The 22,020-nt window shown below is 62.7% G+C and carries 22 protein-coding genes; 6 read left to right on the forward strand and 16 right to left on the reverse strand.

Going from position 1 to position 22,020, the window contains the following annotated elements; translation table 11 throughout:
• From pufL to P8Q88_RS12840, 8 genes are all read right to left on the reverse strand, one after another.
• The gene (gene pufL / locus P8Q88_RS12805; protein ID WP_278324220.1) at positions 1-825 is read right to left on the reverse strand and encodes a photosynthetic reaction center subunit L; all 825 of its coding nucleotides are present in this window, start codon (positions 823-825) and stop codon (positions 1-3) included.
• Positions 826-928: 103 nt separating this feature from the next.
• Positions 929-1,114: a light-harvesting antenna LH1, alpha subunit gene (gene pufA, locus P8Q88_RS12810; RefSeq protein ID WP_278324221.1), complete on the reverse strand. Its 186-nt coding sequence runs from the start codon at positions 1,112-1,114 to the stop codon at positions 929-931.
• 75 nt (positions 1,115-1,189) lie between these two features.
• A complete protein-coding gene (pufB, locus tag P8Q88_RS12815) occupies positions 1,190-1,354 on the reverse strand; it encodes a light-harvesting antenna LH1, beta subunit (protein ID WP_278324222.1) in 165 nt (54 codons plus the stop codon).
• 118 nt (positions 1,355-1,472) lie between these two features.
• Entirely contained in the window at positions 1,473-2,933 is a 1,461-nt protein-coding gene (gene bchZ, locus P8Q88_RS12820; protein ID WP_278324223.1) for a chlorophyllide a reductase subunit Z, read from the reverse strand.
• Complete coding sequence (bchY, locus tag P8Q88_RS12825) at positions 2,930-4,366, reverse strand: chlorophyllide a reductase subunit Y (RefSeq protein WP_278324496.1); 1,437 nt, start codon at positions 4,364-4,366, stop codon at positions 2,930-2,932. Before bchY ends, bchZ begins: the two co-directional genes overlap by 4 nt.
• A gap of 90 nt (positions 4,367-4,456) precedes the next feature.
• Positions 4,457-5,443, reverse strand: coding sequence for a chlorophyllide a reductase iron protein subunit X (locus tag P8Q88_RS12830; protein WP_278324224.1), 987 nt, complete (start codon positions 5,441-5,443; stop codon positions 4,457-4,459).
• Positions 5,440-6,375, reverse strand: coding sequence for a chlorophyll synthesis pathway protein BchC (bchC, locus tag P8Q88_RS12835; RefSeq protein WP_278324225.1), 936 nt, complete (start codon positions 6,373-6,375; stop codon positions 5,440-5,442). The genes P8Q88_RS12830 and bchC overlap by 4 nt, the downstream gene beginning before the upstream one ends.
• A gap of 107 nt (positions 6,376-6,482) precedes the next feature.
• On the reverse strand, positions 6,483-7,622 hold the full coding sequence (locus tag P8Q88_RS12840; RefSeq protein ID WP_278324226.1) for a methyltransferase: 1,140 nt from the start codon (positions 7,620-7,622) through the stop codon (positions 6,483-6,485).
• A gap of 63 nt (positions 7,623-7,685) precedes the next feature.
• On the opposite strand from P8Q88_RS12840, the gene crtD reads away from it, so the two are divergent.
• Positions 7,686-9,260 carry a 1-hydroxycarotenoid 3,4-desaturase CrtD gene (crtD, locus tag P8Q88_RS12845; RefSeq protein WP_278324227.1) on the forward strand — a complete coding sequence of 525 codons (1,575 nt, stop codon included), beginning with the start codon at positions 7,686-7,688 and terminating at the stop codon, positions 9,258-9,260.
• 14 nt (positions 9,261-9,274) lie between these two features.
• Positions 9,275-10,099, forward strand: coding sequence for a carotenoid 1,2-hydratase family protein (locus P8Q88_RS12850; protein WP_512700435.1), 825 nt, complete (start codon positions 9,275-9,277; stop codon positions 10,097-10,099).
• Here P8Q88_RS12850 and P8Q88_RS12855 read toward each other — a convergent pair.
• From P8Q88_RS12855 to bchI, 4 genes are read right to left on the reverse strand one after another with little or no spacing between them, the layout of a single operon-like run.
• The gene (locus tag P8Q88_RS12855) at positions 10,046-10,240 is read right to left on the reverse strand and encodes a hypothetical protein (RefSeq protein ID WP_278324229.1); all 195 of its coding nucleotides are present in this window, start codon (positions 10,238-10,240) and stop codon (positions 10,046-10,048) included. The two genes, P8Q88_RS12850 and P8Q88_RS12855, sit on opposite strands and share 54 nt — an antisense overlap.
• A gap of 11 nt (positions 10,241-10,251) precedes the next feature.
• On the reverse strand, positions 10,252-11,121 hold the full coding sequence (gene bchO / locus P8Q88_RS12860; protein WP_278324230.1) for an alpha/beta fold hydrolase BchO: 870 nt from the start codon (positions 11,119-11,121) through the stop codon (positions 10,252-10,254).
• Complete coding sequence (locus tag P8Q88_RS12865) at positions 11,118-12,803, reverse strand: magnesium chelatase subunit D (RefSeq protein WP_278324231.1); 1,686 nt, start codon at positions 12,801-12,803, stop codon at positions 11,118-11,120. Before P8Q88_RS12865 ends, bchO begins: the two co-directional genes overlap by 4 nt.
• Positions 12,800-13,801, reverse strand: coding sequence for a magnesium chelatase ATPase subunit I (gene bchI / locus P8Q88_RS12870; protein WP_278324232.1), 1,002 nt, complete (start codon positions 13,799-13,801; stop codon positions 12,800-12,802). The genes P8Q88_RS12865 and bchI overlap by 4 nt, the downstream gene beginning before the upstream one ends.
• Here bchI and P8Q88_RS12875 point away from each other — a divergent pair.
• Complete coding sequence (locus tag P8Q88_RS12875) at positions 13,707-14,423, forward strand: TspO/MBR family protein (protein WP_347569016.1); 717 nt, start codon at positions 13,707-13,709, stop codon at positions 14,421-14,423. The genes bchI and P8Q88_RS12875 overlap by 95 nt on opposite strands.
• A 106-nt stretch (positions 14,424-14,529) precedes the next feature.
• Here P8Q88_RS12875 and P8Q88_RS12880 read toward each other — a convergent pair whose 3' ends face one another.
• Positions 14,530-15,315, reverse strand: coding sequence for an SDR family NAD(P)-dependent oxidoreductase (locus P8Q88_RS12880; RefSeq protein ID WP_278324234.1), 786 nt, complete (start codon positions 15,313-15,315; stop codon positions 14,530-14,532).
• Between the two features lie 137 nt (positions 15,316-15,452).
• Positions 15,453-16,625: an acetyl-CoA C-acetyltransferase gene (locus P8Q88_RS12885; protein WP_278324235.1), complete on the reverse strand. Its 1,173-nt coding sequence runs from the start codon at positions 16,623-16,625 to the stop codon at positions 15,453-15,455.
• Between the two features lie 339 nt (positions 16,626-16,964).
• On the opposite strand from P8Q88_RS12885, the gene P8Q88_RS12890 reads away from it, so the two are divergent.
• Both P8Q88_RS12890 and P8Q88_RS12895 read left to right on the forward strand, forming a co-directional pair.
• The gene (locus tag P8Q88_RS12890; RefSeq protein ID WP_347569017.1) at positions 16,965-19,967 is read left to right on the forward strand and encodes a TonB-dependent receptor domain-containing protein; all 3,003 of its coding nucleotides are present in this window, start codon (positions 16,965-16,967) and stop codon (positions 19,965-19,967) included.
• Between the two features lie 102 nt (positions 19,968-20,069).
• Positions 20,070-20,348 (forward strand): hypothetical protein, encoded by a 279-nt coding sequence (locus P8Q88_RS12895; RefSeq protein ID WP_278324236.1) that lies wholly within the window; start codon positions 20,070-20,072, stop codon positions 20,346-20,348.
• Positions 20,349-20,374: 26 nt separating this feature from the next.
• On the opposite strand, the gene P8Q88_RS12900 is transcribed toward P8Q88_RS12895, so the two are convergent.
• Positions 20,375-21,118 carry a hypothetical protein gene (locus P8Q88_RS12900; RefSeq protein ID WP_278324237.1) on the reverse strand — a complete coding sequence of 248 codons (744 nt, stop codon included), beginning with the start codon at positions 21,116-21,118 and terminating at the stop codon, positions 20,375-20,377.
• A gap of 57 nt (positions 21,119-21,175) precedes the next feature.
• Here P8Q88_RS12900 and P8Q88_RS12905 point away from each other — a divergent pair, with 57 nt between their 5' ends.
• Positions 21,176-21,379, forward strand: coding sequence for a hypothetical protein (locus P8Q88_RS12905; protein ID WP_278324238.1), 204 nt, complete (start codon positions 21,176-21,178; stop codon positions 21,377-21,379).
• 41 nt (positions 21,380-21,420) lie between these two features.
• On the opposite strand, the gene P8Q88_RS12910 is transcribed toward P8Q88_RS12905, so the two are convergent.
• Positions 21,421-21,897 (reverse strand): hypothetical protein, encoded by a 477-nt coding sequence (locus P8Q88_RS12910; protein WP_278324239.1) that lies wholly within the window; start codon positions 21,895-21,897, stop codon positions 21,421-21,423.
• Positions 21,898-22,020: the final 123 nt, after the last annotated feature.

A 22,020-nucleotide genomic window follows, 5' to 3' on the forward strand; every position in this document is an offset into this window, starting at 1 on the left:
TCAGGACCAGATCGGGATGGATTTCCACCAATCCCACCATTCGACGAAGCTGCCCTGGTAGAGCGGTCCGGCCAGGATGATGCAGGCGGCGCTCCAGAACCCGGCGTTCAGCGCCAGCAGCAGCCCGAGGCGGTGGATGCCGAGAGTGCCGATCGAATAGCCGATGAAATCGCGGAAATAGGTGTCTTCGTGTTCAGGCGTCTTGACCGCCTGGCCTTTAGGCACATTCACGGCGGAGAGGATCAGCGATCCGTGCAGCGCCAGCGCCAGGCAGGTGGTGAAGAAGAACGACACCGCGATCATGTGCAGCGGATTGTAATGGAAGTTCACGTACATGTAGCCGGTGTTCGACACCCAATCGAGGTGGGTGAAGATACCGTACGGGAAAGCATGGCCCCACGCGCCCATCCACAACGGGCGAATGACGACCAGCGTGACGTAGGCAAAAATCGCGAAACTGAAAGCGATCGGCACGTGATAGCCGATGCCGAGCTTGCGGCTGATCTCCACTTGTCTGAGCGCCCATGACGAGAACGCCACGATCGCGCAGATGGTGATGATTTGCCAGTATCCGCCCTGATTCAGGGGGGCTGCGGCCAGCCCCATCTCGATGGCGGGCGGCTCGATCGAGATGAGCCAGGGGTTCCAGGTCGGCCCCTGCGACGCAGCGGCAAAGATCAGCAAAGTGCCCAACAGGGCGCTGATCGCAGTCGTCACGCCGAAGAAGCCGACATAGAAGGGTCCGACCCAGAAATCGAACAGGTCGCCGCCTATCAGCGTACCACCCCGCACGCGGTATTTCCGCTCGAAACTCAGCAGCGCCATAGCTAATTCCTTCCTACCTTTGGGGCAGGCTCATCGGGTTCCTACTCGATGGCCGGAGAGACAGGCAGGCGGATCCCCGCCCGCTCTCACAAAGACCGAACGGTCAGCCAGTTTGTGTTGTCGTCTCGGTCACCGCTGCCGTTGCGGGAGCGGCACTTGCCCCGTCCAGCCAGTTGTAGCGGTTGGTGCTGAGCAGGATGAAGTGGATCAGCAGCGCGAGGACGAACAGGAAGACGAACAAGGCAACGAGCGCCCTGCGCGGATCGAAAATCAGCCAGATTCTCCACATTGTCTTTCTCCTTCAATGTGTAGTTTGGGTCCAGCTTGGCCGGTCGGGCCGGCAGTCAGCTGGCGAAAAGCGTGGTCAGATCCACGGTTTCCATGCCCAGACGAGGACGTGGGCGACAACGGCAATCGCGGTGAAGCCGAGGAAGCTGCCCATAAAGATCTTGTGGAATTCCTTGGCCTCCTCAGGCGTCAAGTAGGTCCTCAAGCCAAAGCGATCGTCACCAGAAGTCGGATCGTTCATTGGATTTTCTCCCAGTCAGTTGCGGGGTGGTGGAGACTGAATGCCTCCGGCGGTATCCGCGCAGGCAGACCTGCGGGGATCTGGTTGCCCGTTTCCAGGCAGATAGGAGCGAGCCCAGTCATGCGGCCGAACCTTCAAGCAGGATGTCGGCGAGGCAGTCGGCTGAAACCGATGAGTGGCCCTGCTTGCGAGCAGCGCGTTCGGCGGCGTCGCGCAGGCGTTTTGCGGCGGAAATTCGAACCAGCACGGGCTGCGCCTCGACCAGCGCATCGAGCTTGGCTTTCGCGTCCGGCGCCCAGGGCAATTCCTCATGCGACTTGGCAGGCGTCGCCTCGACCTTGTCCAGATCGGTACCGAGCGGAAGGATATGGAACAGCGCGTCGAACAGCGCATTGCACACCTCCTGCACGAGGTAGGTGGCACCTGCGTAACCCATGAACGGCGTTCCAGTGTGACGGCGAATGGCCGCGCCCGGGAAGCTCGCGGCAATGAACTGCCCTGAAGGGCCGTAGGCCTTACCCGCCACTTCGGCGAGATACATGCGTTCGTTATAGCTTCCGAAAACGACCAGAGGCGGGTTCGCGTGGATGGCCGCGCGCACCTCCTCGTTCTTCGGCTTCACGCCGGCCGAACGAGAGAAGGCGAAATTGCAGGGCAGGCCCAAATCGTCTTCGAGGAAATGGCGGATGCCGCGCGCGTAGGTTTCGTTGGCGCAGATGCCGAAATTGGCGGTGCCGAAGAAGTCCTGCGTGACCGAGCGCCACAGGTCCCACAGCGGCTTGATCGTGGTGTGCTTCTCACGCTTGATGAACGGTTCGGGATCGAGGCCAAGCTCTTCCCCGAGCGAGCGCAGGAATTTGGTGGTCGAGGTCAGCCCGACGGGCGCCTGGAAGTAAGGCTGCTCGAGCAGCTCGCACAGATTGCGCCCATATTCCCGGTAGAGGCACACATTGGCCTGCGCATTGGCCAGCTGGCCGACATCGGCGAGGTGGCTGCCGAGCGGGAAAGCCATGTTGACCTCCGCCCCGATGCCTTCGACCAGCCGCCGGATCTCCGCGAGATCACTGGCCATGTTAAACATGCCATAGGCCGGGCCGATGATGTTGACCCTGGGCTTCTCGCCTTCCTTCACCGGTTTGACCGCGGGCATCTTCTTCGGCCCGAACTCGGTCCACAACCAGCTCAAGGCGCGATCGGCGCTTTGCCACTGGTCCTCGTCGATCGTACGCGGCAGAAAGCGCTTGATGGTGGTGCCTTCGGGGGTCACGCCGCCGCCGATCATCTCGGCGATGGAGCCGGTCACCACGACCGAGGGCAGTTCGGGGTCGAGCGTTTCCCAGGCGCGCTTCATCGCGCCTTCGGTCCCGGTCTTTCCCAGTTCTTCTTCGCCCAGCCCCGTCACGACGATAGGCAATTCGTGCGGCGGCAATCCGTCGGTGTAATGCAAAACCGAAGTTACCGGCAGGTTCTCGCAGCCGACCGGGCCGTCGATGACAACCTGAAGCCCCTTCACCGCCGTGAAGACGTAGACGGCACCCCAGTATCCGCCCGCCCGATCGTGATCGAGGACGAGGGTCATGTGCCCACCGCCTCGGCCGCCTTGATGGCCGCCGCCGTCTGCGCTGCGAATTTCTTCTTGAACTTGGGCCGGTCCATGGGCGTGTCGTCCCAAATGCCTGCCTTGTCGCCCTCGCCCGCATCCCCGAAGAACTCCGCCATGCGATCGAAGCGGTCCTTGTTGGCTAGCGCAGCATTGACGACCTGCGCGAGGCTGCCCGCACCCGCCGGGCCCATCAGCGGACGGGCCGAGATGAGGTTGGTGAAGTAGAGCGCCGGGATCGCGCGCTGCTTCGCGTGCTGCACGACCGGCGTGGTACCGATCGCGAGGTCGGGTCCGAATTCCTCGACCGCGGCGATGTCATCTTCGAGGCTCGCGCGGTAATTGACCCGTACGCCCTTGGCTTCGAGCCACTCGCGATCAGGGTCCGACCACGGTGTGCGCGGGCATGCAGTGCCGACATACGGGACCTCCGCACCGCTCTCGATCAGCAGACGGGCAACGAGCAGTTCGGAGCCCTCGTAGCCCGAAACGGTGATCCGGCCCTTTACCGGCATCGCTGAGAGCGCGCCACGAATGGCACCGACCATCGCATCCTTGGTAGCATCGACCCGCGTTCTCTCGACTCCGCAGGCTTCGCCGATGGCTTCGAGCCAGGCTGCCGTGCCGTCCGCGCCGACCGGGGCCGAGCCGATCACCTTGCGCCCGGCCTTCTCGAATTCGCGGACGCTCGCCGTGTAGAATGGATGGATCGCCGCCACCGCTGCGCAGTCGAGCGCCGAATAGAGTTCGCGCCACTCGCGAGTTGGAACGACCGGGCCCGCGGCAAGCCCCATGGGTTCGAGCATCATGCCGATCCCGACCGGGTCAGCCGGGAACATTTCTCCCAAGAGTGTCACCGCCGGGCGGTCCGGTCGCTCCTTGGGCGCGGCCACGGGGCCTTGTTCCGCTTCGCCGCGTGCATAAGCGAGCATTGCTCCCGCCAGGACGTCCTTCGCCTCGGCATGGGTGGGGATGCCGAAACCGGGCACGTCGATCCCGATGATGCGCACGCCGTTGATCTGGTCGGGCAGCAGGCGCAGCGGCACGCCGCTCGCGGTCGGGACGCAAAGATTGGTGACGACGATCGTATCGTAATGTTCGGGATCCGCGAGCTGCTCGACCGCTTCCTTGATGTCCTCGAACAGCTTGCCGGTGACCAGCGTTTCCGAACTGAAGGGAACGTAACCCACCGTCCGCCGCGCACCATAGAAATGGCTGGTGAAGGTCAGGCCGTAAACGCAGCAGGCGCTGCCCGAGAGTACGGTTGCCGTACGCCGCATCCGAAGCCCGACGCGCAAGCTGCCAAAGGCGGGGCACATGCTCTGCGGTTGGTCGTGCGGACCTTTGGGATAATCCTGTTCGTAGCGATCGAGTATCTCGCTCGCCCCGGCCTTGCGCGCGGCGTCCTTCATCGTTTCCGCGCTGGCGCAACCGCCCTCTTCGACGCTGTCGAGATCGAGCCGGTCGCGTTCGCGGACGGAGGTGCCGAGATCGGTCAAGCGCTATACCTCATCGTAGATGACCTCGAGCGAGGGCTTTTCTTCGTAAGTGCCGCCGCGCATGTCGGCCTGGGTCGCGGGGACCAGCTCGACATTGCCGCCGGTCTCTTCGGGACTGAACAGGTCAAGCAGGCCATCCTGCTCCAGCGGCTTGGGCTGGTGCGGCGGCGCGTTGGCGACGTTTTCGGCGAGCTGTTCGAACAGCCCTGCCCATTCGCCGCCGGGCTTGCCGATGATCTGGTAATTGGCGCTCTTGCGGCGGATGTCCTCGTCAGCCGGGATCGCCGTCAGCACGGGAATGTCGACCGCATTGGCGAAAGCCTGTGCCTCGCCCGTGCCGTCATCCTTGTTCACGATCATGCCGGCCACGCCGACATTGCCGCCCATCTTGCGGAAGTATTCGACCGCCTTGCAGACGTTGTTGGCGACATAGAGCGACTGGAGATCGTTCGAGCCGACGACGATGACCTTCTGGCACATGTCGCGCGCGATCGGCAGGCCGAAGCCGCCGCAGACCACGTCGCCGAGGAAGTCGAGCAAGACAAAATCGAAGCCCCATTCGTGGAATCCCAGCTTCTCCAGCAGCTCGAAGCCGTGGATGATACCGCGCCCACCACATCCGCGACCGACTTCCGGGCCACCGAGCTCCATTGCGAAGACACCGTCGCGTTGGAAGCAGACGTCCTCGATAGTTACGTCTTCGCCAGCGAGCTTCTTCTTGGAGGACGTCTCGATGATGGTCGGGCAATTCTTGCCGCCAAACAGCAGGCTGGTGGTGTCGGACTTGGGATCGCAACCGATCAGGAGGACTCGCTTGCCCTGCTGCGCCATCATGTAGCTGAGGTTGGACAGGGCGAAGCTCTTGCCGGACCCACCCTTCCCGTAGATCGCGATGATCTGGGTTTCCTTCTTCACGTCGCCGGTGGGCACCGGATCGGGTTCGATTGACGCCTCTTCGCGCAGGGCAGCATCGGTATCGAGCATCGTCATGCGTATTCGCTCCAATCGAGAACCATCTTCAGGCAGTCGTCGGCCTGGAAAGCTGTGGGATAGGCGGCCTCGGCGCGACCCGCGGGCTCGACGTCCGAAATCAGGCCGGAGAGGTCCAGTTCGCCGCTCTCGATCATCGCCCGGGTCGAGGCGAGATCATCGGCCTGCCATTCCGCTGCAACGCGAAGGCGCGCTTCGTTCAGGAAGGCGGGCGGGAAGGCGAAGCTGATCCGGTTGGCGTAAAAGCCTGCCAAGACGATTTCGCCCTTGCGACCGAGCCTGCTCATGAGAATGTCGATCACGTCGCTGCTGCCGCTTGCATCGACGATGAAGCGATAGTCTTTACGGTCATCGTCCGCAGGCGCGATCACGTCGTAACCGAGCCCACCTGTGCGGCGGTGAGCCTTGTTCTCCCAAACCGTCGGCGGGGGTCCGCCCGAGGCTATGGTCATGCGGGCCAGCAATCGCCCGAGGACACCGTGGCCGACAATGAGCTCGGGAAGCTCACCGCCTTTGAGGGCATGCAGCGCCGTGGCTGCCAGGGCATAGAGGACACCCTGAGCGCCAAGGTCTTCGGACACCGGCAATGCGCGGGCCGAGGGGACGCTCAAGCGCTGCGCGGTCCCGCCGAACAGGCCGCGTGCGTCAGTGTAACAATCGGCGCCGGGCACGAAGACCCATTCGCCGATCCGGTCGCGTACGTCCTTGCCTGAATCGATGATGCGGCCGACCGACTCGTAACCAGGCACCAGCGGGTAGCCCATCCCGGGAAAAGGCGGCATTTCGCCCGACCACAGCAGCTTTTCGGTTCCGCTGCTGATCCCGCTCCAACGAATGTCGACAAGCACATCGGAAGGCTGGAGAGCGCACAAGTCGAGTGCCTTCAGCGACAAGCGCCTCGGAGCTTCGAGCGTGACTGCCATGGCCTTCATCTTCGCTGGCTCTCTCCCTCTGCGAAGCCGATCCAACGGAATTGGCACGCAAGGTGTAAGCTAAGCCGAACACCGCATAGTGTCAAATTGCAATGACAACTGGATCGTCAAGCGGTTGCGACAACAAGTGAGGTAACCACCGGCTGGCCGGTCGCAATTTCGCGCGCGGAGGCGAATCCGGCGTGTTTGAGCATGGCGCAATTCTCATCCACAGAGCGCGGCCTGCCTGAGCCCATCGCCCAGAGATACATACCGAAATAGGCGTCCCCCATGCCTTGCGCTCCGCTTGTGCCAGCCATCGGTTCCGCGAGAATCAGGCGCGACCCGGGCTCCATCGACCTGTGGATATTCTCAAGCAAACGCCGGGCCGGTGCATCGTCGTGATCATGCAAAACCCTGACCAGCGACACCAGATCGTAGCCACTCGGTATCGAGTCGCTGAAAAAACTGCCTTCGTGAAATCGCGGTTTGGCCGGACCGGAGAATGCGTCCTTCGCGAGCGCAATCACATTCCGCAGGTCGAACAGCCCCAGCCGAAGGTGCGGGTGCGCCGCAGCGACATTCCTCAAGAATGCCCCGTTCCCTCCGCCGACATCAAGCAGCGAACCGGCGCGTGAGAAGGAAAATGCGGACAGCACCTCCTCCGCAACCGCTGCCTGGGATTGCGACATGAGCTGCGAGTATTCGGACGCGGCGGCCCGGAATTCCTCGCTTTCACTCTCAGAAGCAGCGTATTTCCAGAACTGCGCGAGCCGCGTTTCCGATCGACTTTTGTCACGAAGGAGTGCGAGGGGGTCCGCTAGGTCGGCATAGAGCAACCGATGATGACGGATCATCGCGACAGCCCCCTCGTTGCCTTGCAACGCCGCCCCTTGCCGACCCAGCACCCACCATCCGGATTCGCCCTCTTCGACGATCTCGATGGCGGCGGCAGCGCGCAGCAGGCGCAGCGCCGCATCCTCGCGCAGCTTGGTGACCATCATCGCGTCAGCCAGACAGGCGGGGCCCTGAACCAATCGGGCCAGCAAGCCCGACTCGACGATGGCGAAGAGCACCTGCGAGTAGACGAAGCCGGCAACCAGATCGAACACCGCGCTCGCGCGCCGGCGGGCGACCGATCGAAGCAGCGGGTTTCGCGCTGCGAAGCGTCTGAAGCCGGTACTTCCGAGCACGCGGTTGCGCCATGCCAGATACCGCATTCGCAAGCTCTGCGGCGGACCGTCCATCAAGGCGCCATCGCGATTCATTTGTCCATCTAGGTGGACAGATGATATGTAAAGGTCAATCACGGAGTCAGGAGGCCTGATCGCTTGGAGGAACGAGTCGTAGTCATCGGAGCGGGAATTGGCGGCCTTGTGAGTGCCGCTCTGCTTGCCGCGTCCGGGCGCGACGTGACAGTCGTCGAAAAAGAACCGAAGGTCGGCGGAAAAGCGCGCCGCGTCGAAGTCGACGGCACTCCAATCGATGCAGGCCCGACCGTGTTCACGATGCGGGACGTTTTCGAAACGATCTTCCGCGCGTGCGGAAGCGAGCTAGACGAATGCCTTGCGATCCGCCCCGCCGAGGTTCTCGCCCGTCACGCCTGGAGCGGGAGCGAGACACTCGATCTCTTCGCCGACCCTCAACGAAGCGAGGACGCAATCGGAGATTTCGCCGGAGCCGATGCGGCGAAAGGCTATCGCAGCTTTCGTGCCGAAGCGCGCCGTATCTACAATATCCTCGACCAGAGCCTGATGCGGCAATCAAAAGTCAGCTGGCCCTTGCCGCTGATGTGGCGCATCGGCCTATGGCGTGTCGGCGATCTGATCGCGATCCGCCCCTATGAAAGCCTCTGGAAAGTCCTCGGCGAGCATTTCGCCGACCCCCGTCTGCGCCAGCTGTTTGCGCGCTACTCGACCTATTGCGGCTCCTCGCCCTTCGATGCGCCGGCAACGCTGATGCTGATTGCCCATGTCGAAGCGGAGGGAGTGTGGTTGATCGATGGCGGCATGAGCGCGCTGGCCGAGGCTCTCAAGTCGCTGGCGGAACGCAATGGTGCCACCTTCAGCTTCGGTGAAGCTGTCTCGGCCATCGAGGTCGACCGGTCAGGCGTGTCGGGCGTAACGCTGACCTCGGGCGAAAGGCTTCCTGCCGATGCGGTAATCTGTAACGCCGACCCCGCCGCGCTCGGCGCGGGTCTGCTGGGAAAATCTGCCAGCCGCGCGGTCGGTAAACCTGCTCCCGAGAGAAGGTCGCTGTCCGCCTTGGTATGGCTGGCACATACCGAGACATCGGGCTTCGCTCTGTCGCGGCACAACGTGTTCTTTTCGCCCGATTATGCTGCCGAATTCGACGCCTTGCAGGACGGGCGAACGATCGCCGACCCCTCGGTCTATGTCTGCGCGCAGGACCGAAACGCCGATGATACCGACACCACGCAGGGGCGCGAGCGCCTGCAGATCATCGTCAATGCCGCCGCTAACGGCGACACCCACCACCCCACCCCACAGGAGCTTGAACAATGCACCCAAGCGATGACACATTCTCTGGCGCGCTGCGGGCTGACGCTGGAGGCGGACATGCCGCATTCGCTGGTGACGCCGCGGGATTTCGAGGCGCTCTTCCCCTCGACGGGTGGAGCCCTTTATGGACGGGACTCGCACGGGTGGGCGGCATCCTTCCTCCGGCAGGGCGCGCGGACGCGGATCCCTGGGCTCTATTGCGCAGGCGGGAGCACCCATCCTGGCGCGGGCGTCCCGATGGCCGCCTTGTCCGGGCAGATGGCAGCGAACACGCTGATGGCAGACCGCGCTTCGATGCGCCGGTCCCACCCGGCGGCTACGCGTGGTGGTATATCGACGCGATCAGCGACGACACCACGGGAGGAGCGGGGCGCCACGGCCTGACCATTATCGCCTTCATCGGCAGTGTCTTCTCACCCTATTACAAGGCCAGCGGCAGGGGCGATCCGACCAATCACGCATCGCTCAATGTCGCTCTCTACGGGCCCCGCAGCCGCTGGGCGATGACCGAAAGGGGCCGCGGCGACGTGACACAGGAGCGCGACGTCCTGGCCATTGGTCCCAGCAGCGTGCGCTGGACTGGCGATGCGCTGGAAATCGATATCGAAGAACGGGACAAGCGCCTCGGTATACCCTGGCAGCGACGTGTGAGGGGCAAGGTCAGAGTTTTTCCGGAAGCACTCAATCCCGTGAGCTATGCCCTGGATCCGGAGGCGCGACACATCTGGCACTGTCTCGCCCCGCGGGCCCGGATCGAGGTGGAGATGAAGCAGCCGGCGCTCTCGTGGAAGGGTCGCGCCTATCTCGACTCGAACCGAGGGAATGAATCGCTGGAAGAGGGCTTCGACGTCTGGCACTGGTCGCGCGCGCATCTGAGCGACGGCGCGGCGGTGTGTTACGAAGGTCGGCGGCACGATGGGTCGCATTTCGCCAGTGCGATCCGTTTCGACCGGCATGGCGTTCCCGAAAGCGCCCCCCTGCCCCTCGCCGCGCCCATGCCCAACACGCTCTGGCAGATGGAAAGAAAGACACGCGCCGACCGGGGTCACGCCAGCGTGATCAAGACCTGGGAAGATGCGCCTTTCTATGCCCGCTCGACGCTCGCCTCGCGCCTGTATGGCGAACAGGTCGTGGCCGTGCAGGAAAGTCTCGACATGCGCCGCTTCACCTCACCGATCGTCCAGTTCATGCTTCCCTACCGCATGCCCAGGATCGGCAGCTGACTCCTCGGCTTCGCGCTTCACCTGCTTGTCGCGCTCGATTTCGCGGCTGACCGACCAGTACTGCCAGCCGCCGAAACCGAATGCGACCAGTGCGGTGAAGAGGATTTCCACCCAGCCGAAGTTTTCGCTGAACTGGTCCATCGATGATCCTTTCAAGCCTCGGCATGGGCAGACCTTATCATGGCAATCGCCATTTCCGGCCGCTCCTCATGGGCAAGATGACCCAGATTCGGCAGGATCTCCAGCCGGGCATTGGCGAGCCGCTCCGACGCCCTGCGAACAGAAGCGAGCGGGACTGCCGGGTCCTTGTCGGAATGCACCAGCAGCACGGGGTTGGCGATATCGGGGAGCCGGCGCTCGAACTCTTCCAGGTTCCAGTTGGCCATCATTGCCAAAGCGCCTTTGCAATGCGCACTGTTGGTAAGCAGCATTTCATAGCATCGCAGTCCGGCGGCATCGATCCGCGAATTCGTCGAACGCATCAGAAAACGTTGCGTCTCGCCTGACAGCCGGACGAAGCCAGAAAAGAGGCGCGGCACGAGGGGGTTCACGAACAGGAGCTTAGCCATCAGGGGAAAGGCTTGCGCGCCGAGGCCCGGGAACGGAGCGAGTGCGGGACTGAACCCGATCATCGGTATGGCCGCTTCCCGTTCATGCAACATCTGGAGGGCGATCGCCGCACCGGCCGAATGGCCTGCAATCATTGCCGGAGACGTGCCCAGTTCGTCCAGCAGGCCCCACAGCGCCTTCGCCATAGCCGGGAGCGACATGTGGATCTGCGAAGATCGGGTGAAGGCATGGCCGGGCAGGTCGGGAGCGATGACGCAGAGATCGTCCGCCAGCGCTGGCATGATGTCGCGCCAGGAATGACTTGAAGCTCCGGTGCCGTGAAGCAACAGGATAGCCGGACCGCTTCCCATCTGCTGAATGTGCCAGCGAATGCTCCCGGCATCGACAAAGCGGCTGGCTTCGCGATTTGGCCAGTTGCGACCCTCGCGCGACCAGTCGAGGCGCCGGCTCATGCCGCCCTTGACGGAGTTGCTGCGCGAACCGCGGCGTGAAGTTTGCGCGCATCCGCCATCGGCAGGGCGAGAAAGCGCGCTTGCATCAATTCGGCAAGGCGCGGCCCATCAGGACCGGGCCGCGCCGATATATCCACCACCAGCGCTTCCACTCCGTGCGCAGCGATCGCCCTGGCAGCCTGCTCGACATCCTGCCCCGAACGGCTGCGGCTGGCGCTGCCATCTGCAGCGATGTTCCCCCTGCCGTCGGTGAGCACGACCAGATGTGGAGTCCGGCCCCGCGCCTCTGCGGATAGGGCCACCTCGCGCGCTGCCTGCAGTCCCATCGCCAGCGGAGTTCCTCCGCCGCCCGGTAATTCCGCCAGCGCCCTTCGTGCACGGGTCAGTGAGCGGGTCGGCGGCAGGATCAGGTCGGCAGCTGTGCCACGAAATGCGACCAGCGCGACCTCGCTGCGCGTAGCGTAGGCTTGCGCCAGCATGAGCTCGACAGCGCCCTTCGCTTCGGCGAGGCGCGCAGCCGCCGCCGATCCAGACGCATCGACGCAGAAGATCGTGAGCCGCGCCGCGCGCTCCTCGAAGCGACGGATGCGCAGGTCCTCCTTCTGCACGATCAACCGACGATCTTCGCCTCTCTGGCGCCGCCGCAGCGCCTGCCATGGAATAGCCGCTCGCATGGTATCGATCAGGGTGAGCCGGGCGCCGCCGCGCGGAACGCCGGGGCGAACCCCTATCGGTTTGCCTCTCAGCGCAGACTTGCGCCGTTTCCCGCTGCCGCTACCGGCTGCATTGCGATTGGCTTTGCCAGACGAAAGCTGTGCCAGCAGGTCGGGCGGGATTGCAGCGGCTGCCGCCTCCAGCACGATGTCCTCGAGCTTGCCTTCGCTGGTTTCGCTCCCGTCATCGGTGCGCTCCGCAGGACTCTCGTTCTGCGCTTCTGCGGGCTCCGGCTCCGATGCGGGAAGCTGCCGGGCGCGCGGCGCAAGCACAAGCCGCGCAGCTATCTGCAGGTCGTTCTCGTCGGGCTGTTCCCGCCCGTTGAGTGCTGCGTGCAGCCGGGCGGTCTCGGCTGCGAACAGCATCGGCCTGACCGAGGGGATGCCGAGTGCCGACGCCGTTGCCGCAATGCTGGCCAGTTGGCGATCGTCCAGCAAGGCCACTGCATCGGGCTCGATAGCAATCGACTTTCCGGCATCATCGACATCCAGGCTCGCGACCCGCGACAGATCGCAATCGAATGCGATCCTTTCGAGCAGGCAGCTCGGCGGCCTGTCATCGGGCTCGATCCCATCGTCGAGCAGCACGAGGCCAAACCCGCCCGCCATCGAGGCTGCGTCCAATTCCTGCGCGATCCGTCCGGCAATCGCTTCCGGCAAGCGCTCCGCGAGCGGCACCACGAACACGCAACCCGCAGCCTCTTCCAGCAAACCGCGCTGTCTGACCTTGTGGCCGGACGCGATGCTGGCGGCGAAATCCACCCCTCCCAAAAGCCGCTCGTCATCGACATGCATCGGTATACGCCGCAATTCGGCGCCATCCTCGCGCAGCTTTTCCAGCACCAGGTCGCGAGCGGGGCCACCTCCCCTCAGGGACAGTCCGCCCAGCCGTACAGGAGCCATCAGGAACAATCGCAAGGCAAGCAGCGCATCGTTGAGCGGACCAACGGGCACTGCCGCCTCGTTCATCCGAACAGGTCGCCCAAGGCCCGCTCTATGCGCGCGGTCGATCCCGTTTCGTCGAGAACATCACGCCGCAATCGGTGCCGCAACGCGGACGGTGCGATGGCGATGACGTGCTCGCGCCGCACCGCTTTTGCGCCGTTCAGCGCAGCAAGCGCCTTCGCCCCGCGCATCAGGGTGAGTTCGCCGCGCAACCCATCGGCGCCGACGGCAATGCAAAGCTCCGCGCAATCCGCCAATATCTCGTCTGGCACCTGCATCGTCGCCAGCTTCTTCTTGCCGCGCGCGACCTTGCGCAAGATCTTCTCATCCTCTGCGGCCCATTCCTCCGCGAAGCTTTCCGGATCGCGTTCCTGAGCTGCGCAGCGACGCATGATTTCTACCCGGTCATCTATTTCGGTTGGCGTGCGCACTTCGACAGACAGGCCGAAGCGATCGAGCAATTGCGGGCGCAACTCGCCCTCTTCCGGGTTGCCGCTCCCGATCAACACGAATTTGGCGGGATGGCGTACCGACAGCCCTTCGCGCTCGACCACATTCTCCCCTGAAGCGGCCACATCGAGCAGAAGGTCGACGAGGTAGTCCTCAAGCAGGTTTATTTCATCGATGTAGAGAAATCCGCGATGTGCCTTGGCCAGCAGCCCGGGCTCGAAAGCCTTTTCGCCCGAGCGCAGCGCGGTTTCGAGGTCGAGGGAGCCGATGACGCGGTCTTCGGTTGCACCGAGAGGCAGGTCGACGAAGGGCACCGGACGCTTGCGGATCGGCCCGGTTCCGCAGACGTCGGGAAAGCGTTCCTTATCCTCCGCCGAGCAACCATAGGGACAGTTCTGAATCGCTAAGATCGGTGGCAGGAGCGAGGCAAGTGCGCGCGCCGCGGTGGACTTGCCCGTCCCCCGGTCGCCGAAAACCATGACACCGCCGATTGCCGGGTCGACGGCACTCACGAGCAGCGCCTGCTTCATCTCGTCCTGTGCAACGATTGCGGAAAAGGGAAAGCGCGCCATATGCTTCGGCTTTCTGGCGCAGCAATGCGGCATCGGCAAGGGCTTTGCCAAGCGCGTGTTCCGGAGCACGGAAGGCAAGGTCATGGCGAACGCACGATCGGCCTTTCCAGAACTGCCCCCTGCGCCTAGGCTGCCCGCGATGGAATTTTCCGTCCTCTTCGCCGCCGCTTGGGCCATTCTCCTCGGACTGGGTGGCGGGCTGCTGACCACGATCGACAGCTGGTATCGCGATCTACGGAAGCCATCCTGGCAGCCGCCCGACTGGCTCTTCGGACCCGCATGGACGATCATCCTGGTGCTCGCGGCGTGGGCATTCGTGTTGAGCTGGGATAGCGCCAGCGCCCGTGGAGAGCAGGCGTTTCTGATCGGCCTCTACCTGGTCAACGGCCTCTTCCACTTCCTGTGGTCGCCGCTGTTCTTCAAAATCCGCCGCCCCGACTGGGCGCTCGTCGAGGTGCCGTTCCTCTGGGTGTCGGTGTTGGCGCTCTGCGTGTTTCTGAGAGACTGGTCAGTCCTCGCCAGTTGGCTGATTGTCCCTTATCTGGTCTGGGTCAGCTTTGCGGCGATTTTGAATTTGACCATCGTCCGCCTAAATGGTCCTTTCGCGAAAACCTCCACCTGAACCTGCGGAAATGACGAAGAAACGCCGCCCGTCCGGCTGGGACGAGCGGCGCTCCAGGATACGATGCTGGATCGCTTATCGCGGCATCATGCGGCCCTTTCTCGCGTCAACGAGGGGCCATGCGAATGGCACCGTCGAGGCGCACGTCCTCGCCGTTGAAATAGCCGGTCTCAATCATGCACATGGCGAGATTGGCATATTCCTCCGGATAGCCGAGACGCTTGGGGAACGGGACCGATGCGGCCAGTGCTTCCTTCACCTGAGGCGGAGCGGCATTCATCAGCGGAGTGTTGAAAATCCCCGGCAGGATGGTGTTCACGCGGATGCCTTCGCGCATCAGGTCGCGTGCGATCGGCAGGGTCATGCCGACTACGCCGCCCTTCGAAGCGGAATAGGCCGCCTGGCCCATCTGGCCGTCTTCGGCAGCGACCGAAGCGGTGTTGACGATCGCGCCGCGGTCGCCTTCCTCGGTCAGCGGATCGAGGCTCATCATGCCGGCTGCCGACTTGGCGATGCAGCGGAAGGTGCCGATGAGGTTCACCTGGATCACGAAGTCGAACGCGCTGATCGGAAAGTGCTTGATCTCGCCGGTCTGCTTGTCGCGGCTGGCGGTCTTGATCGCGTTGCCGATGCCGGCGCAATTGACCAGGATACGCTCCTGCCCATGGGCTTCGCGCGCCTTGGCGAAGCCAGCATCGACGTCTTCGTCGCTGGTCACGTTGACCTTGCAGAACACGCCGCCGATGTCCTTCGCGACCGCTTCGCCCTTCTCCTCGTTCATGTCGAAGATCGCGACCTTCGCGCCCTTCGCCGCGAGCGCGCGGGCGGTGGCCTCGCCGAGGCCCGATGCGCCGCCGGTCACGACGGCGGGAGTTTTACTGCTGACTTCCATTGTTCTCTCCTGAGATCACAAAACCGTTCGCCCTGAGCTTGTCGAAGGGCCGTTCTTTACTTGTGGCGCAGCGCTAGAAGAAAGTGCGGTGCTTCGACAAGCTCAGCACGAACGGGTAATTTTCGTATAGCGTTCGTTTACAGAGCCTCGACAATGGTCACATTGGCGACACCTCCACCTTCGCACATTGTCTGCAGGCCATACTTCTTGCCGCGCGCCTTCAGCGCATGAACGAGCGTCGCCATGAGCTTGGTGCCCGATGCACCGAGCGGGTGGCCAAGCGCAATAGCGCCGCCGTTGACGTTGAGCTTCTCGGGGTCCGCGCCGGTGTGCTTGAGCCATGCTAGCGGCACGGGGGCAAAAGCCTCGTTCACCTCGTATAGGTCGATGTCACCGATGTTCATGCCTGCCCGCTCGAGCGCGCGGTCGGTGGCGAACAATGGTTCTTCCAGCATGATCACCGGATCGCCCGCCGTGACGGTGAGGTTGTGGATGCGCGCCATTGGCGTAAGGCCATATTCCTTGAGCGCCTTCTCGCTCACCACCAGCACGGCGCTGGAACCGTCGCATATCTGGCTGCTGGTGGCCGCGGTGATCTTGCCCTCGGGGCTCAGCAATTTGACGCCGGCGATACCCTCCAGCGTGGCATCGAAACGGATGCCTTCATCGACCGTGTGCATTTCCTCGCCTTCGGGCGTCTCGATCTGCACGGGGACGATTTCGGCCTCGAAAGCGCCGGACTTCGTCGCCTCGATCGCCTTCTCGTGGCTGTTCAGCGCAAATCGGTCGAGGTCGTCCTTGGAGAAACCATGCTTTTGCGCGATCATTTCCGCGCCCATGAACTGGCTCCACTGGATGCCGGGATATTTCTCTTCGAGGCCCGGCGACTTGTAGTTTCCGAGACCCTCTTTCATGTGGAACATGGCGGTCGAGCCCATCGGCACGCGGCTCATGCTTTCCACTCCGCTGGCGATCACGACGTCCTGCGTGCCGCTCATCACCGCCTGTGCGGCAAACTGGATCGCCTGCTGGCTGGATCCGCATTGGCGGTCGATGGTCACAGCGGGGACACCCTCGCCCAGATGCTTGCTGGCGAGCACCGCATTGCGCCCGACCTGCATGGCCTGTTCGCCACCTTGACTGACACAGCCCATGACCACGTCGTCAACCGCCTTCGCCTCGAGGCCCGAACGCTCCATGATCGCATCGAGCGATTTAGCAGCGAGATCGACCGGATGGACACCCGCCAGGCGCCCTCCGCGCCGTCCGCCGGCAGTCCTGACGGCTTCAACGATATAGGCTTCGGGCATCGCACTTGTCCTCGTTCGGTTTCGTTTCGCCACTCGCCTATGGACGCTTTACGTTAAGGTCAAGCGCGCGGCTGCGACGTTGCGGAAATGTCGGGCGCATACGTAGTCAGAACGCCATTCTTTCGCGCGCTGTTGCATGTGTGCCATTCGAGCAACACCCGCGTGGGCATTCGGGAAAACGCCCAGATTTGCTTTGCAATGTAACTAACCGACAAGGCAGATACCGCGTTCCGCCGATGGGCCTGTCGTTCGGGGGTACCTGTGCAGGCAGTCCATCCATGGGGGTTCTTACACGCGCATCGACCCTCGATGCGGGTAACGGAAGAAGGACTTTATCGAGTGAAACTCCAGACTTATTTCAAAGCCAGCGCGGCCCCGGCCGTTCTCGGCCTCGCGCTCATCGCGCAGCCGGCGATGGCCCAGGTTGCGACGGAAGACGAAGAGAGCGTCGATTCGCCCGCACCTGCCGGCCAGGCGATCGTCGTCACCGGTTCGCGCATCTCCAACCCTAACCTCGAACTGGCCAGCCCGGTCAGCGTCGTCAGCAGCGAAGATCTCGAGCTTGCCCAGACCAACGTCGCGGAAGAATTCCTGCGCGAACTGCCCTCGGCGGTTCCGAGCATTGGCTCGGCCGTCAACAACGGCAACGGCGGTGCCAGCTTCGTCAACCTGCGCGGCATCGGCTCCAACCGCAACCTGGTCCTGCTGGACGGTCGCCGCTTCACCCCGGCCGACACGACCGGCCGCGTCGACTTGAACAACATTCCGCTCGCCGTCATCGAGCGTACGGAAATCCTGACCGGCGGCGCCACCACCACCTACGGTGCGGACGCTATCGGCGGTGTTGTCAACTTCATCACCAAGCGTGATTTCGAAGGCGTCGAAGCGACGTTCTCCGAACAGATCACCGAAGAAGGCGACGGCAACGTTTTCCGCGCCGACGTCACGATCGGTGCGAACTTCGACGACGGTCGCGGTAACGCCGTTCTCAGCCTCGGCTACCAGAACCAGGATCCGGTGTTCCAGGGCGACCGTGACTTCTCGGTCTTCAACATCGGTTCGTTCACCGGTGCGGGCAGCGGTTCTTCCAATGCCGTTCCGGCAGTAATCATTGCGGCTGACGGTCCGGACGCCGACACGGCCGGAATCGTGGGTCAGATCAGCGACGATGGCCAAACGCTCGGCGCGTTCGACCGTCCGTTCAACTTCAACCCGTTCAATATCTTCCTGACGCCATTCGAGCGCTTCAACATCTATGGCTCGGGTCGTTACGAAGTTTCGGACGCGGTAGAAGTCTTTACCCAGGCCGCGTTCTCGAAGAACACGGTGTCCACGATCATCGCTCCGGGCGGTTCGTTCTTCAACACTTACACCTTCAACCTGAACAACCCGTTCATTCCGGATGCGATTGCCCAGCAGTTCGGCAACAACCTCGGCCTTACGGCTGCGCAATTTGCCGCTGCCCGCAACACGCAATTCGGTGCAACTCTTGCTGACGGGTCGCCGAACCCCGACTATGTCGAATTCGACGCTCAGGTCCGCCGTCGTACGCCGGAAGCCGGCTCGCGTACGTCGGACTTTACCACCACGCTGTTCAACCTGGTGGGTGGTCTTCGCGGCGATCTGACCGACAACATCCAGTGGGAAGTTTCGGGCACATACGGTGAAAGCGAGCAGATCCAGCGCCAGGGCGGCTTTGCCCGTTTCGATCGTCTGCAGCAGTCGCTGATCGCGATCCCCGATGGTTCGGGCGGCGTGGTCTGCGCCGATACCAGCCGTGGCTGTGCGCCGATCAACCTGTTTGGGGCGCTGGGCAATCTCGGCTCGCAGGAAGCGGTGGATTTCGTCTTCAACCTCACGCAGCAGGTCATCACGAAGGCATCGCTGCAGCAGGTCCAGGGCGTTCTCAACGGCGACCTCGGCTTCGGTATCACCGACACTCCGATCGCCTTCGCGGCCGGTGCGGAATATCGCAAATACACCGCGTCGCAGATTTCGGACGAAGCCTCGCAGACCCCTGGCGCTGTCGTCGGCGGTGGCGGTGCCGCTCCGAACATCGACGGTGAATACGACGTCAAGGACGTCTTCGGCGAACTGGTCATCCCGATCGTGGAAGATTCGTTCATCGAAGATCTGACCCTCGAAGTCGGCGGTCGTTATTCGGATTACTCGACGGCAGGCGGCGAGTTCACATGGAAGGCGGGCGGTACGTTCGCTCCCGTGGAACAGCTGACCTTCCGCGGTAACTATCAGCGTTCGTCGCGTACGCCCAACATCGGCGAGCTTTTCGCACCGGTGACCACGTTCCTGACCAACCTTGCAGTCGACCCTTGTGCTGGCTCCAACCCGGTTGGCGATGCTGCCCTGACGGCAGCCTGCGTCAGCCAGATCGTTGCCAATGGCGCGACTCAGGCTCAGGCGCAGTCGCTCATCGGCAACATCCTTCAGCCGGCTGCTGGTCAGATCAACGCGACGGGCGGTGGCAACCCCGACCTTGGTGTCGAAACCGCCACGACCTGGACGGTCGGTGCGATCATCGAACCGCTCTACAACCTGTCGCTGACGGTCGACTACTGGAACATCAAGATCGAAGACGCGATCACTTCGCCGACGGTGAACGATATCGTCGGTGGGTGTTACGATAATCCCAGCGCCAGCAACCCGATCTGTTCGCAGATCCTGCGTAGCGCGACGACTGGCGGCCTCGACGGCTCGCCGGACGAAGTGCCCGGGCTGCAGCTGGCTTCGTCGAACCTCGGCCTGATCAAGACCGACGGTATCGACGTCAGCCTGCGCTATCGTACGAGCCTGACCGATAACATCGGTTTCCGGTTCGCTACCGATGGTACCTGGGTCAACAGCAACACCTTCCAGGCTACGCCGACCTCGGTGAACCGTGAATGCGTCAGCTATTATTCGGTGAACTGTCCTTCGATCCAGCCGGAATTCGTCTTCAACACCCGGGCGACCTTCTCGTTCTTCGATCAGGTCGATCTGTCGGTGCTCTGGCGCTACCTCAGCGCAACTGAGTTCGAACCGCTTCAGCGTGCTGAGTCGGGCGACGCATTCGTTGGAGAGCTCGATCCGTCGGCTGGCCCGGTTGCTGGTCAAGAAGTCGACTTCAACAACATCCCGGCCGAGAACTATTTCGACCTGAGCGCTCGCTTTGCAGCGAGTGACAACCTCGAACTGGTGCTCACCGTTCAGAACCTGTTCGACAACAAACCGACCATCGTCGGTTCGGACATCGGTTCGACTGCCTACAACTCGGGTAACATCTATCCGTCGACCTACGACGCGCTGGGCCGCCGTTATGCGGCTGCCGTGAAGCTTCGCTTCTAGTCACACGTCGTTTATCGAAAGGAAGGGGCGGCACTTCGTGTCGCCCCTTTTTTTTCTTCAGCGTTTTATGTTAGGCTTGCTGCCCAGCTCGAAGGAATTGCCATGAAACGTGTCTTCGCCCTCTGCGCAATCGGTGCCGCTCTTGCCCTCCCCGCCCTTCCTGCGACTGCGCAGGATGCTGGTGTCGAGCAGACGGCAAAGATTACCGACAAGGACCATCCCGATTTTGTCAAATGCCGGACCGAACGAGTGATCGGCTCGCTGGCCAAGCGCAAGAAAACCTGCTTGACCAATCGTCAGTGGGAGGAGTTCGCCCGACGCGGTAACGAGAACGCGCGAAGAACCGTTGAAGAGAATGCTGCTGGGCTGGCCGGCAACTAGTACAAGAAGCCCTAGGAGCCTGCGTATCAATCCAGGTCCAGGGTTGAACACGGATGGCTGTCAAGGTCGATATCTCCGGCCAGGTGCCGAACCCATTCGGCGACCATCTCGATCTCGTCCTTATTGTTTGCCCGCGTCCGTTCGATCTGGTCACGGCGCTGCTGCGCCGAATACTTACCTTGATCCTTGGAGTTGCGATTGAAAACGTCGCCCTGTCCTATCTCGTGAACTTCCGTCTCGTTCAACAATGTCTTGAAGTGCGAGTAAGCCGCCCGTGTCGTCGCCAAGGGATCTCGCAACAGAGTGGTGCTGTCGCAAACAGCGACGCGACTTTCGCCGAACTTTTCACGCAGCCGCGTGAAAATAGCGAGGTGAGAGAGCCAGCCTAGTCCGGCAACCTGCAGATCGGTCAGTTCCAACAATTGTTCGGTAGTGAAACGATGGCTCAATGCACCGTCCTTCGCCTGACCGATAAGCGACGTGCGAACCCATTGCCGACCCCAGAGGCCCTTTACCGCAATGGAGGACAGGAAATCCTCGATCGGCGCATAAAGGAGAAGCGCACGTGACCTTGGGCGAATTCCTAGCATCGCGGGAGCGATTGCGTTGACGATACTGGACGGCTTCGCGACGACAATCTCGGCGCTACCGAAAGGTCGGCTCAGGAGCTCCAGCGAAAGATCGAGGACCGCTGCCAATTTTTGTGTGTCGGCCCCGCGGCGGCGCCAACCCACCAGGTCGTTGAGGACTTGCGGCTCCTTCAGTCCCATAGCGCGCCCTTCCCGATCGAACATGCGCGCCACAAGGGTCGAGCAGCAATAGGCCGAATGGAAGACGAAATGAATGTCGCCGGAGGGGAGCGCCGCGCGGTCGATATCGGCGCGCGGGATTTCACGATAGTCGGCGGAATTCGTAAGATAGTCGTCCGTAAGGAAGGTTGCCTTGCGATGATCGCTGCGCGGGACATGGATGAACCTGAAAGCGTCACGCGCCTCGTCATAGCGATGCGGCAGCCAAGCGGGGTCGGCTAGCAGAGTGGCCGTGTCCATCGATCTACCGCTCGTTACCGATCTCAGCGGATCCGGTTGACGCCCTTGAAGCCCGACTTGTCAGGAATGCGAATGCGATAGCCCCCGGTTCCGCTTTCGCTGATGACGACATTCATGCCCGGGCGGAACCGTGCGCGCAGGCCGCCGGTCGAATTGAGTTGCCAAACCTGTCCGTTGTCGAGCGCGATCGCCGTGATCCCGGACCGCAGGTCCTCGTCGACTTCGGTGACAATGGCTTCGAGTTCCGTCAATTGCATGCCGCTGTCGTCGACCGGCAGGCCAAAGCGATCCCGGCGGTATTCCTCGCGTTTGGCCTGCAGTTCCTCGTCGACCCCGTAAAGAGCATCGAGCGCCGCATCGTAGCAGCGCAAGCGCTTGGAATCGCTTCCGATGGCGCGACACTCCTCGATCGAGGAATCAGGCGCGGGCGTGACTTGGGCGATGGCGGCGACTGGTAAGACCGCCGTCGCGAAAAGCGGATAGAGAAACGCGCGATGCATGTGTCGTCCTATTCCTGGCAGTTGCGTGTCGGGCGATAACAGATGGCCCGGACACTACCAACCTTGAAGGCCCGGACCGAAATAGCGATTCGCACCGCCAAACCCCAACCCTTCCGATCCGAC

The organism is Qipengyuania marincola, from assembly GCF_029688625.1.
Lineage (GTDB): Bacteria > Pseudomonadota > Alphaproteobacteria > Sphingomonadales > Sphingomonadaceae > Qipengyuania.